Source organism: Halalkalibacter kiskunsagensis, assembly GCF_037027555.1.
Lineage (GTDB): Bacteria > Bacillota > Bacilli > Bacillales > Bacillaceae_D > Halalkalibacter > Halalkalibacter kiskunsagensis.
The window spans coordinates 1-13,461 of record NZ_JAXBLX010000015.1 but is presented as its reverse complement, the minus strand read 5'-3'; the positions used below and the strand labels follow the sequence as shown (position 1 = coordinate 13,461).

Genomic DNA, 13,461 nt, shown 5'->3' with positions numbered 1-13,461 from the left:
TCCTTTTAACTTAACTAGTAATAATTCTCTTTCATCCTTAAAGCTTATTCAATTATCACAGCCTGTTGCTGAGCTACCAAACAGAGTTCCGCTGCTTTAAAAGCATGCTCCTGAGTCATCGCGTTTTCCGTTCGGTTTATACAATCAAGAATTAAATCCCCAAAGAATGGATAGCCGACTTTGCCACTAAGAGAAAAGTGTTGTTCTCCATCTTCATTCACAAGATAAAGTTGGTCTCCTTGTTTTTCTCTTGCAACATCAACATATTTTCTAATTTCAATATATCCATCTGTGCCTAGAATAAAGGTTCTGCCATCTCCCCATGTACTCAATCCGTCGGGAGTATGCCAATCAACTCGAAAATAATTCGTTGCTCCATTATCACCGACTAATGTTGCATCGCCGTAATCCTCAAGTTCTGGATAATCTTTCGCATTATAATTTGCTACCTTACTATGCAGTACTTTACCATCCTTACACCCGGCATAATACAAAAACTGCTCAATTTGATGGCTTCCAATATCACAAAGAATCCCTCCATAGAACTCTTTCTCAAAAAACCACTTTGGACGATTTTGCGCCGATAAACGGTGCGGACCAAAACCAGTTACCTGAATGACCCGCCCAATGGCTCCGGCTTCTATTAACTGTCCAGCAAATACAGCACTTTCCACATGAAGACGTTCGCTATAATAAACCATGTATTTTTTGCCAGTTTCTTTCGTCTTTTTACGTGCCTTTTCAAGCTGTTCTAACGTAGTAAATGGTGTTTTATCCGTAAAGTAGTCTTTTCCGTGATCCATTGCCCTAAGTCCTAACTCGCAACGTTTTGATGGGATTGCAGCCCCAGCGATTAGACGAACTTCATCATCTGTCAGTACTTGCTCTTCTGACGTGGCGACTAAAACATTTGGAAATTGCTTCACAAAGGCATCGACTTTGCTCGGATCCGGGTCATATACCCATTTTAATTTCGCTCCAGCTTCAACTAACCCATTACACATACCATAAATATGTCCATGATCCAAAGCTATAGCTGCAAATGAAAATTCATCTTCTGTTACAACTTTATTCGGCTTTCCTTTAGGTGCGTAATTCATACCATCTTGACGGCTCATAAAAATCGTCCTTTCTTCCATTACTTCGAATTTGTTCTAAAAGAGGAAATCATTCTTTTTATTCGATTATATTTTGTCGTTTTCTCTTGGATGTGCGATGGCTCAACTGCTCTCCCACTATGAGAAAACTGCTCATAGTGAGATTAAATGCTTGCAGCAGCTTCGCTCATTGCTTCCGGGTATGTACAAAAAGGACAAAATGCCCTGTTTGCACATACTCTTTAATGAGATCCATGAACATTTAATGTGATGCTCTTTGTTTCTTTTTTAGCTGTTGATGTATTGATCTTTTCTTGTAATTGCTCATAATACTCGTCTTCAGCAAGAGGGAATGACACCCAGTCATCTTTCCATGTCGATAATTGCATAGCGTTCGAAAGGAGTAGTCCGTTAATTCCTTCTGTACCTGGTGCTAATAATGGACTTCCTGTTAAGATCGCGTCGACAAAGTTTTGTGTGATTCCTTTGTGTCCTGTCTCCACACCATCAATTGGAATATCACATTTCCAGCATTCAGGACTTCCAAATCCCCCCTTGTACTCTTTGTTAAATTCAGGCTCTGGCATCCGTAGTCTCCAAAACGTTAACTTCCCATCTTCCACAACTATTTTCCCACGATCCCCTGCAATTTCAAGACGATTCGTTCCTGGAGCCTCTCCTGTTGTTGTGATAAATACACCTGTTGCACCATTGTCATATTCCGCAAAAGCAGTTACATCATCTTCTACTTCAATGTTACGGTGTTTTCCAAAGTAACAAAATGCACGTATGCGACTTGGCATCATTCCAGTCAACCATTGCCATAAATCAAGTTGATGTGGACATTGATTTATCAATACTCCCCCCCCTTCTCCTTCCCAAGTTGCTCTCCAACCACCTGAATCATAATAGCTTTGTGAGCGGTACCAATTCGTTATAATCCAGTTGATACGTTTGATTTCACCTAATTCACCTGATTGAATGAGATCGCGTAATTTCTGATAAAGTGGATTCGTTCGTTGGTTGTACATCATCGAAAATACTAAGTCGTTTGACTCAGCAGCTTCATTCATTTCACGCACTTGTTTCGAATAAACACCCGCTGGCTTTTCGCATAATACATGTTTTCCGTATTCAAACGCTTTTACTGCCAATCTTGGGTGGTCATAATGAGGGGTTGCAATCAGTACAGCATCAATTTGATCAGACTTAAAAAAGGAATTTTCATCCGTAAAGATTTCAACCTCTTGCAAATTCTCTTTAACCCAGTTGATCTTTTCTTCTTGCACCTCTAATACAGCCGTTAACTCAGCCCCTTTAACTTCACTCTCGTATAAATACTTTGCATGAGCCGACCCCATTGTGCCAATACCAATAATTCCAATCCTTACGTTATTCATTATGAATGTTCCTCCTTGATTAAAGTTTTCTAACCTCTTAGAATAAATTCTCATACTTTTCAACTGAAAAACTACCTAATACTGAAACAACTCTCGAGATATTCTCTTGCACGAGCTGCTTCATCTTCAAAATCATGCCAACCACATTCGATTGAGACACGTCCATTGTAGTTTGCTCGCATTAAACAATCTGTAAAATCTTGATAAGGATATTGACCTGATCCTGGTGCCAAACGCCCTGTATCAGCTACATGTATGTGTTTCACATACTCTTTCATTGTAACAATATTAGTTAACGGTTCCTTTTCTTCATCCATATGATAGAAATCAGCCAGCACCTGAATTGACTTTCGATTAATTTTTCTAGCAAACTCTACCGCTTCTGGAACACTATTAAGAATATTACTCTCTTTTGTGTTTAACGGTTCAATGACAATTGTCAGGCCCAGTGGTTCGGCATAGTCAGCTGCGAGATCTAAAAAAGTAAAGATTTGTTCTTCTGCCTTCTCTCTTGAAAAACCTTCTGGGATCGTCCTTGCTCCTCCGCTGCCAAAAACAATCGTATCTGCTCCAATTTGTTTCACTCGTGCTAAGGATGTTTTTAAGTATCGATTGATTCTTCCTAGGTCAACACTTTCACCGACCACTTTAAGATCACCTGGGAGAAATACATTACATACTTCAACGGGAATAGGACTTTCTTGATACTTCTTTAAAACCTCTGCAAAATCCTCTTCACTTCTTTCTGGAATAAGTGATACGACCGTACATTCAATAAAATCAAAACCTGCAGCATGAACGACATTTGCTTGATCAATACTTGCACAACAACCTAATCTCATATACTCACTTCCTCATTTTGTTATTTCAATACCTTATACCAGTTGCGTGGCGAGTTTATTTAAATTGTTTAAGCTGATCTGCAAACTATCCATCGGATTTCCGGAACACTGATCTTGTTCGACAGCATACCACTCAACACCAGACTGCTCTCCCCATCTAAGAATAGGCTCAAAATCGATAAGACCAGTACCTACTTCCGCAAAGGTTTGGTGTTCATCTGCTGTCATATCTTTCAAATGGATGATTGGCATACGTCCTCTATACGGCTGAATAAATTGTAATGGGTCTTGCCCCCCTTTTTTCACCCAATAAACATCAACTTCTGCTAAAACCATATTTTCATGGGTTGGCTCAAGTAAATATCGCAGCGCAGACTGTCCGTTGATATCAGTCTCAAATTCAAATGCATGATTATGATAACTAATACGAAATCCTTTCGCTTTATCAGCAATATTGTTGAGGGTTTCACGTACATGCTGATACCCTTCTACTGATTGATATTCCTTAGGTAGATTTGGACAAATAATATCCCGTGTATTATAGAGATGAACTTCTTCTAGCACACTGTCTAGCTCTCGTTCTAAACGCTCTAAACTAATGTGAATGCCCGCTGTCCCAAGGCTCGTTTCTTTTAGTAAAGCTGCAATTTCATGAGGATCATAGCCTTCAGGTAGAGCTGATAGTTGCACCCCTGCCCAGCCCATTTCCTTTAACTCCCGAAAAACAGCTGGATAGTCCTTTTTTAACTCATTCCTAACTGTGTATAATTGTGCAGCAAATTTACTTTTCATATTATACTCCCCTTCACCTAGTATAAAAGCGCTTCCAATTATAAGTTTAGATGATTGGAAGCGCTTGTTCTTATGAGGGGTTGCTTTATTTCTCGTTAGATTTGACTGACATTGCGCAATTATTTCGTTTGCGATATTCCGTTGGAGTCATCTTAACTTGTTGCCTGAAAAAACGACTAAAGTGAGATGGACTCTCAAAACCTGATTCAATTGCCACGTCTAATACGGTTTTATTCGGGTACATTTCAAGTAAATATTTGGCTCGATTCATCCGACAACTCATTAAGTATTGCATAATCGTAAAACCAGTTACTTCCTTAAATATCCTCGACATATAATATTTACTAATATTTAAGTTATCTGCCAAGTTACTCAATGAAATATCGGTAGTAAAATATTCATCAATCCAATTGATTACACGTTCGACATGGAATTCTTTTTCAGATTCATATAGCGGGACTTGAGAAAGTTTGGATTGGCTTAATTCATAAATCTTAAATAATAGTTGTACAAACAATGTTGAAACTTTGCCATTTACCATTCGGGAATTAATAGAGTTCATATTCGTTTCCAATTTAGATTGTTGTGAAACTTGTAAAGAAATTTGTTTAATTAATTCTTGAATTTCTATAAGAATATTCTTATCAACATTCCGTAACAAAGAATTGCTTAGCTTATAAAAAGGGATTAATAAATCCGGGACTTGTAGGCTGTTTACAATAGGCCTTATCCATTCTTGAGAAAATTCAATAATACTTCGCTCATAAGGCTCTGTTTTTTCTGGATTTGCACGGTGTAAAGTCAGACCATTCATAATGATAATATCATCCGGCTGTAACTGATAGATTCTATCCCCAATTAAGTATTTGCAATCCCCCCCATGAAAATAATAAATTTCAAACTTGTCGTGTGAATGGTAATCAAAGTCGCTTTCTGACCATTGCTTATCCGCTTTCCGATAAACCACATTGATTCTCTCTTTCATCTCTATCTCACCCCGATAAGTAATTTATTGTCCCCCTAACAATTCAACTCACTATCCTAATAACATTAAACCTTCATAGTAATTTTCCTGCATTTTCATTAATCTTTTTTGAAATAGGTATTGAAAAAGTTGCCCTCACAAATGAAAGAAGAAGGAGGAACCTCCTTCTTCCCATTTGTTTTTATCTACTTTCTACCCAATCCGTACTTTCCTTCTGAGCACGGTCTAGAGCTTCTTCAGCTGTTCTTTGTCCAGTTAAAGCAGCCTCCACTTCTGAAGTTAAGATAAATCTAGGCTGTGATGACCCCCACGGATAACGTGGAGTCATTGGTGTACTCAATGCTTCAAAAATTGGTCCCATCAACTGTTCTGTTTCTTTTACACTATCAAATTCTAATGCAGATTTAACAGAAGGTATTAAACCTCTTTCTTCGAAGAGATATTCTTGAACATAATCACTTGTTGCAAATTTAATCCATTCCCATGCCAAATCTTTCACTTTACTATTTTTTGCAATCGTAATCGGACTACCTGCAAACAAACCACCTTGACCTTCTGCATTTTTAAATTCTTGCGCAATTCCAATTCGATCTTCTAATCCTTGTGCATAGGCTTGCTTTACTAAATCACCAGGTCCTTGATTCAACATAATCGCATTATTATTCTGTTCTGTTAACCACGCTTCATTTCCTTGGTTACTAACAATACCATTAGGTGCATAATCTTTCATTTCAAGCAACCACTCTAGACCTTTTAACATTTCTGGAGAGTCAAAACTAAATTTCACTTCATCCCAAGCAAATCCTTCTCCCCAACTTCCATTCTGCCCTTCAGCAAGGTTCACTAACGTAAAGGCTGAAGACCAGTCACCACGGAACCAAATTCCATAGTTTTGTTCACCTGATACAGGGTTTGTACCTGTCATTTGCTTCGCTTTTTCCATAACTTCTTCCATCGTTGGGTAATCTGATAAATATTCTACCCCCCATTCATCAAATAGCTGCTTATCATACGTGATAAAACGAGCATCCCCTAAAAATGGAAGTCCATATATTTGTAATTCTTCATCATCTGGACCTAAAGCTTTCCAACCCTCTACTTGGTTGTCAATAAAAACATCAAGACTGAAATCATCATCCCCATCGATATAGGTCTGTAATGGTTCCAATACCCCTTGAGGAGCAAAATCTGCAACCCCTGGCATTTGATACACATCTGCTTCTCCTGAAGTCAACATTGCTTGTGTTTTTTCTACATAGCCTTCCCAAGGCATAATAATGAACTCCACTTTCGCACCTGGGTGCAACCTTTCAAACTCTTCCTTTACTACTTTTAGTCCTTTATTAGTAGCACCTGTAATCGGATCTGTTGCATCATCCATATTGAAATCTCCGATTAATTGGACTTTAACTGTTTGACCGTCAAATGTTGAATCTCCGTCTGAAGTGTCTCCACTATTTTCTGTTGAACTACCTGATGAACTACAACCGACAAGAGCAATCATGACAAGGAACAAACATACAAATGCTGCATAACTCCATTTTTTTCTGCTAACCATTTTGCACTCCCCTTTTTTTAGTAGAAATCGTGATTTACCTAAACTTACAACACTCAACTTATTCCCCCTTTACACCACTAAGTGCGATACTTTGAATAATGTATCGTTGTAAAAACAGATACACGACTACTATTGGTAAAATACTAACCGTCGCTAGCGCCATCGTTAATCCACCTAAACTAGTACCGTTCTCTAAGGAGAAACTTGCTAGATAAAGAGGGATCGTGTGTAATTCTTGATTGCTTAAAACGACCAATGGCCACATAAGGTCATTCCAGCTCCAGATAAATGATAAAATCACCATCGTTGCTGCAATAGGACCCGCTAACGGAAAGTAAATTTTAAAGAAAATTTTAAATTCACCAGCACCATCAATTTGCGCTGCTTCGCGCAATGTATCAGGCAACTGATCAAAGAACTGCTTACAAAGAAAGATTAAAAAACCACTTACGATTGAAGGTAGAATTAATGGCCAAAACGTATTTAGCAAGCCGACACTGTTAAAGAGTTTATATAATGGAATTAAACGTGGTTCTATTGGGATCATTAATGTGCATAAAACCATAATAAACAAAATCTTTTTCCCTTTAAAATTCCCTTTGGAAAATGCGTATCCGCCTAAAAGGGCTGCACAAACACTTAATGTTACTGAGCTTGTTGTGACAATGCCTGAGTTTAGGTAGGCTTTAAACACTCTCCCATTTTCAAATATAATTCCATAGTTAAAGTTTGATATATTTTCTGGAATTAACCTTGGAGGAAATGGCATTGCTATATTAGCAGTTCTATCAAACCCAACACTGATCATCCAAATAAATGGACTCATAAGTAGAATCCCAAAAATAAGTAAGACAATAAATTTAATTACATCTATTAAACGCTCTGACTGTTTATTTGTCATCTTCTCCCTCCTTCCTAGTTATAATTTGATTTTGGACAATTTCAAATTAATAAAAGTAAACAGTAGAATAATCATGAACATAATATATGTCGCCGCTGAAGCTATACCGAATTCAAAGCCTGTAAATCCTCGCTCGTAGATAAAAGCTCCCATCGTTTGAATCGAGCGCGCTGGACTACCGTTAGGTCCACCCAAGACATAAATTTCATTGAATCGTTGCAAAGCACCAATCCATCCAGTAACAAGTAAGAAAGCAAATGTGCCTTTCATGCACGGGATTGTAATGTAGAGCCACTGTTGAAATCCTGATGCTCCGTCAATTTTTGCTGCCTCATACATTTCTGTTGAAATGGATTGTAAATTCGCAATGAAGATAATAATAACAAAGCCAATCCAATGCCAGACAGCTAGTAATATTACCGCCCACTTAGAAGTTGATGGATCAGACAACCACATTGGAGTGGGTAGGCCTACCTGAGCAAGAAAGTAATTCACAACCCCCATATCAGGATGAAGAACAAAGGCAAAGATCATTGCCGCTGCCACTATAGATGTTACGTTAGGTAAAAAGTAAATAACTTTGAAAAAGTTCTTCCCTCTAGATACCGTATTTATTAAGGAGGCAAAGATAAAGCCAAGTGGAATCGTTATAATTATTTGGAAAATACCAATATAAAAAGTATTCCATACTGAATTCCAAAAAGGTCCGGAAGTTAGCACTCTTCGAAAGTTATCAAGCCCTGTAAATGTTTCAATCATTCCATTTGACTTATAAAAGCTTAATCTGAGAGACTCAAAAATAGGATAGGCCATAAATAATAGAATCCCTAAAAATGTAGGAAGTAAAAAGATGTACCAAACATTATTGTTTTTTGACTTTTTATTCAGTTGCAAAGCTACATTAGGGTTAGTTTCCGTACGAATGTCGCTCATGTTAATCTCCTTTCTTTTCAGTGTTTGTCATTTTAGAACCGTCTACCGTTAACTAAAGTAGAACAACAACTAGAGTTAAGAGAACTTTGAAACGCATCATAGCAGTTCACAAAATGCAATCGCTTTCATTTTTTTGATCGTTTCTTGCCTTTCTTAAATAAGTCCCAGACCCGCTTTAACGAGGTACTGTTAACTTATCGTAGCTTTCTTACCCCTCCTAATTAAGATACTCTTATTATATCTAAAGTAAAAAATAGACGTTTGTTCGTCATTGCGTTCTTTAGGAGAAAAATTAACTCTCGTTGCTCTTTTCACACGTCTATGGCTGAGTCAATTGCAACTTTTTTACCAGACCATACTTTTTTCATCGTCCACTCTTGTTCGCCCTGCCAAAATGAATCACTCGCTGGTAGACCAAGTGGAAGAAATACTGTTGCACACAAATATAAACTACCTGTAGAAATATAACTTTCTCCTAATTCAGGTTGATAACCATACAGACCAATACGTAACCAGCCTTTTTCATCAAATGTCTCGTGTGGTTCCATAATTCGGCGAATCACAGCTGTTAATGCACAACGAACTTGTGCAGGGTGCAGACTTTTATCAAGCCTGTGTTGTAGTGCCATTTGCGCTAAATGTTGAAAAGCTCCAAATCGATAAGCGATTGACCTTCCGACGACAGGAAATGTCCCTTCAGGTGAGATACTCCTCTCTTGAATAACAGCATACCTTCTAGCTCGAGTATGAATTTTTTCTTTCATCTGCTTCCAATCTGGTGATTGGTCAGCTAGATGATCAATAATGTCTACAAGCATTGGCTGAATTACATAGCTATTATAATAATCCATATGAAAAGATGGGCCATCTCCATAAATTCCATCACCGACGTACCATTGTTCATGCTGTCTTAACGCATAATCTACCCTCATCAGGTCCCATTCTTCTCCTATTAAAAATAAAGCCGTTTCAATCATCGCTGAAAATAAAAGCCAATTATTGAAAGGAGGCTTTCTTGTTCGTGTTGATTTTAATGCTGTGATTACATTACGTTGTCCATCAGGAGCTAAGTCGTTAAACAGTTCATTTGGGGCACGTACAATGGCGTGAGCTAAAAAAGCAGTATCTACAATTGGTTGGGCTCCTGCTGTAAAATTCATATAATCAGGTGATGCTGGATTTGTTCCTACTTCCATTCCCCTTCGAACTAAATTAGCATATTCCTTTCTTAATAACCCCTCCCAACCAGTCGTTGGTCCATGCTCAATCCAAGGTGCCATTCCACAGCTTAATCTTGCAAACGCCTCTAAATGGCTATACCTATTTCTATCTTCCATCCCTCCTTCGACTGGCATTACTTGTTTTAAGTGTTCTTTTGAAAGGGCATCGAGTACCGGATCAGCAATCTTTAGCATTGTTTCAATCCAATAGCGACGATCCTCAAATGCTTCTATAACAACGTTATTATTCATAGAGATAAGTCCTTTCCATTTGTATTAAGTGAAGATAGCACGTTCCATTTTACCCCATTATTATGGATTGTTCTTTGGTTATTTCCCACTGCAGTGGCTTTTTGTCCATATACAGCTTTAACTCTTCAAGCATAAATTCACCCATTCGATAACACTCTCTTGATAACGAGCCAGCTATATGAGGGGTGAGAATCACATTGTCTAACGTATAAAGCACAGACCCTTCAATAGGTGGCTCCGGATGTGTAACATCTAAAACTGCATAAATATCCGGACGCATTTGTAATACATTTATTAGATCATGTTCATTCATTACTGCTCCTCTTGAAGTATTAATTAATGTGGCATTAGCCCTCATGCTAGCAATAAGTGGACCGTTAATAAGTCCTTCCGTTTCTTTAAGCCAAGGAGCATGCAATGAGATGACATCAGAATTTCGAAATACGTCTTGTAACGAGCAAAGTTCAACACCTAATGCTTTTGCTTCTCCTTTTGAAACGTATGGATCATAAGCAATAACGTGTACATCAAACTGTTTTAAAATTTGACAAACTTTCTTTCCAATCATACCAAGGGACACAATTCCAATAGTAGAACCATAGGTACCTGGAACCTCTTCTTTTTCTGGAAATTCACAATCAAGCTTTGTTTTCATCACATAATACCAACCTCTTTTTAATGAGAACAAAATTTGTGCCAATGTAAACTCAACAACAGGTACAGCATTAGCTGCGTATGCACTTGTAATTTGAATTCCACGTTCCCAAAAAGCATCTGTCACAATATGTTTAATTGAGCCTGCCCCATAAAAAACAGCTTTCAAATTTTTTGCTTCTGCTAGGAATCGTTTGTCCAACATAGGACATCCCCATCCTGAAAACATAACATCTGCTTCCTCTAACAACGTTGGATTTTTTTCTATTGACTCTTTCGTTTGCGGTTCGGCATAAATGTCAACATACTGCCTTATTTGTTGATGGACATTCCTATATATCAACTGAAAATCATCTAAAATAAACAATCCCTTGAGCATTTTTATCCCCTTTCAAAAATAATTTCAGGCATGTTTTTGAATTGTTACCTGATCATTTAATACTATTAAAAACTCCATAAAACAAACTTAACTCTTCAACATTTATAAATTTATTATTCAATTTGAAATACAAGCACCTGAAGGCAGAAGAATTTTTATCTCCTCTGCCTGTTTCATCATGTCAAAAGTATGTTGGTTTTACGTTGAATCTCAAAAAAAATTATTAACAATACAATTCTGATTTTTTGTTATTAAAGACTGATTGATTCAGTTCTAGTAGATTGAAGATTGATAATCAAGAATTAACATCTGCCCAAGGCTGCCGAACAGTCTTTACTGTTTTTCCAGTTCGAATTGCTTGTTCAATCATTAATCCCAAATATTGATCCTGTGATGCTTCGGCTAAATTATAAAAGCTAGCCCCTCCGGATATATACTCTATCATTTTTTCTAAACAGGATGCGATTGCTATTTCATCATCATAAAGTCTAGCAGGAGTAAAACGATTACGATAAACCCAACTCTCACCAGCCATAATTCCTTCAAGATAATGTCCTTCTTGATTCTCCTCTTCCCCTTTGTTTATTCGTTTGAATTCCAGATGAAGTGGAGTTTTAAAGTCTAGCAGGACATCAAGCCGATGGTCGAATATTTCCCCTCTTTCTCCTCTTACTGATAAATGATTGGAGCGAATCCATGATCGATGCTGATCTTTTGTAAAATTATATATTCCTAATTTCCCATCAAATTCAAGCCAAGCAATGTCACGTTCGGTTCTAATGACTTCTTCTTTATTAGGGAGACCATTACGATTAGGACCTGCAACTACGGGCGATTCAAATCTCATCGCTTTTATTATAGTTTCTTCAAATCCAACATCGAGTAACTTCCTTATTAAACTTACACCATGGTACATATGAGAAATTGAAACTGTAGCTTGTGTAATAGTACCTAACCTGCCTGATTTTATAACCGCTAATCGCGCAGCATGCAATGGATGATATTGATATTGCTCAGCAACCTGTACCTTGGATTCTAGCTGACTAATTTTATTGTAAAGGTCCAAAAGGTCTTCTACTGTCTGAGCCGGTGGAGTCTCGACCAAAGCTGGAATTCCTAACTCCGCCAATTGAATTAAATACTCGGGAATGGCCGAACCACTAGTAGCGACAACAACAAAATCAGGTCTTTCACTTTTCAATAGTTGAATTATATCTCTATATGTAGCTATATTCCATTTCTGTTCAATAGCATTTGCCTTACTCTCATCTCTTACAACCATGCCACTAATATTGAACTCCTCAGGTAATGCTTGAGCTATTCTCAAGTAATATTGGGCTCGGAACCCCGCTCCTCCAATAATACTGAATGATGCAGGTCTTGACATGGTTCTTTCCTCCTTTTTAAAATATGACTACTTGTTTGTGGCAAAAGGAAACTACCTTTCTTGTAATGCCTTTATCCAAGTTCGAGCCATTAGCATATCCCCAATTAAATTCATATGAACCCCATCAGTTGTTAAATTGTTACTAGGATTATTCTGTAAGTATTCCTTAAACTCTTGATGTGTTGGCACTAAGATAGCATTATATTTATCCGCTAAACGATTAACAATATCTACATATGGCGCAAGCATTTTATTTCCAGCAGATTCAATACTTTCTTCAATAATTGTTGGTTCCATTAAAATCACTTGTGCACTTGTTTCTTCTTTTAGACTTGAGAGCAATTTTGTATACGCTTCCAAAAATGTTTCTGGATACACCTGATCAATTTCAGGACGATCGAGTTGTCTCCACACATCATTGATCCCAATCGATATAGAGACCCAGTCAGGTTTATGATTTAATACATCTTCTTTCCACCTTTTTTCTAAATCTATTACCCTATCTCCCCCAATACCCTGATTGATTATTTGAAATTGCATTTTCGGTTCTGTTATTAAATAATAATCTCTAATAAGCCTTACATACCCGTTACCAATTCTTTCTGGGTCATCTCTTCTTCCTGAATCAGTAATACTATCACCAATTAAAATAATTTTCTCGCCCTCATTAAACCTCAATAGAATCCTCTCCTTTAGGTAAAAATTGTTTCCTTTCCTAGTCTAATAGGCTTACTCATCTCAAATTGGACTCAATAAATGAACTTGTTAAACTTTTTATTAGGAGAATTGAATAAACCTGCTCTCTTAATGATTATTATTGTAAGTTATTAAGTATAGAAATTACAAATGAAATTTAACGATACAATAATATTAATAGAACATTTGAGCATAGATTCATATTTAATTTCTAAATGGATTTATACAAAAAAACATTGTAACAAGGCACTTCACGTAGAAAGCGCCTTGTTACAATGTTTAAATGAATGCGGGTGAAGGGAGTCGAACCCCCACGTCATAAGACACTAGATCCTAAGTCTAGCGCGTCTGCCAATTCCGCCACA

The 13,461-nt window shown here is 37.4% G+C and carries 12 protein-coding genes; all 12 read right to left on the bottom strand.

The window, feature by feature from the left end; translation table 11 throughout:
- Window positions 1-44: 44 nt before the first annotated feature.
- The gene (locus tag SLH51_RS10395; protein ID WP_335961198.1) at window positions 45-1,118 is read right to left on the bottom strand and encodes a Gfo/Idh/MocA family protein; all 1,074 of its coding nucleotides are present in this window, start codon (window positions 1,116-1,118) and stop codon (window positions 45-47) included.
- Between the two features lie 221 nt (window positions 1,119-1,339).
- On the bottom strand, window positions 1,340-2,497 hold the full coding sequence (locus tag SLH51_RS10390) for a Gfo/Idh/MocA family protein (protein WP_335961197.1): 1,158 nt from the start codon (window positions 2,495-2,497) through the stop codon (window positions 1,340-1,342).
- 71 nt (window positions 2,498-2,568) lie between these two features.
- On the bottom strand, window positions 2,569-3,339 hold the full coding sequence (locus SLH51_RS10385) for a sugar phosphate isomerase/epimerase family protein (RefSeq protein WP_335961196.1): 771 nt from the start codon (window positions 3,337-3,339) through the stop codon (window positions 2,569-2,571).
- A gap of 33 nt (window positions 3,340-3,372) precedes the next feature.
- Window positions 3,373-4,131: a sugar phosphate isomerase/epimerase family protein gene (locus SLH51_RS10380; protein WP_335961195.1), complete on the bottom strand. Its 759-nt coding sequence runs from the start codon at window positions 4,129-4,131 to the stop codon at window positions 3,373-3,375.
- A gap of 85 nt (window positions 4,132-4,216) precedes the next feature.
- Window positions 4,217-5,116 carry an AraC family transcriptional regulator gene (locus tag SLH51_RS10375; protein WP_335961194.1) on the bottom strand — a complete coding sequence of 300 codons (900 nt, stop codon included), beginning with the start codon at window positions 5,114-5,116 and terminating at the stop codon, window positions 4,217-4,219.
- A 181-nt stretch (window positions 5,117-5,297) separates the two neighbouring features.
- Window positions 5,298-6,674, bottom strand: coding sequence for an ABC transporter substrate-binding protein (locus SLH51_RS10370; protein WP_335961193.1), 1,377 nt, complete (start codon window positions 6,672-6,674; stop codon window positions 5,298-5,300).
- Between the two features lie 58 nt (window positions 6,675-6,732).
- Window positions 6,733-7,575 carry a carbohydrate ABC transporter permease gene (locus SLH51_RS10365; RefSeq protein WP_335961192.1) on the bottom strand — a complete coding sequence of 281 codons (843 nt, stop codon included), beginning with the start codon at window positions 7,573-7,575 and terminating at the stop codon, window positions 6,733-6,735.
- A gap of 18 nt (window positions 7,576-7,593) precedes the next feature.
- Window positions 7,594-8,508 (bottom strand): carbohydrate ABC transporter permease, encoded by a 915-nt coding sequence (locus SLH51_RS10360; RefSeq protein ID WP_335961191.1) that lies wholly within the window; start codon window positions 8,506-8,508, stop codon window positions 7,594-7,596.
- A 311-nt stretch (window positions 8,509-8,819) separates the two neighbouring features.
- Window positions 8,820-9,980 (bottom strand): DUF2264 domain-containing protein, encoded by a 1,161-nt coding sequence (locus tag SLH51_RS10355; protein ID WP_335961190.1) that lies wholly within the window; start codon window positions 9,978-9,980, stop codon window positions 8,820-8,822.
- A gap of 49 nt (window positions 9,981-10,029) precedes the next feature.
- Window positions 10,030-11,013, bottom strand: a complete 984-nt coding sequence (locus tag SLH51_RS10350; RefSeq protein ID WP_335961189.1) for a hydroxyacid dehydrogenase — start codon at window positions 11,011-11,013, stop codon at window positions 10,030-10,032.
- A gap of 295 nt (window positions 11,014-11,308) precedes the next feature.
- Window positions 11,309-12,400, bottom strand: a complete 1,092-nt coding sequence (locus tag SLH51_RS10345; RefSeq protein ID WP_335961188.1) for a Gfo/Idh/MocA family protein — start codon at window positions 12,398-12,400, stop codon at window positions 11,309-11,311.
- 51 nt (window positions 12,401-12,451) lie between these two features.
- Window positions 12,452-13,078, bottom strand: coding sequence for an SGNH/GDSL hydrolase family protein (locus tag SLH51_RS10340; protein ID WP_335961187.1), 627 nt, complete (start codon window positions 13,076-13,078; stop codon window positions 12,452-12,454).
- Window positions 13,079-13,461: the final 383 nt, after the last annotated feature.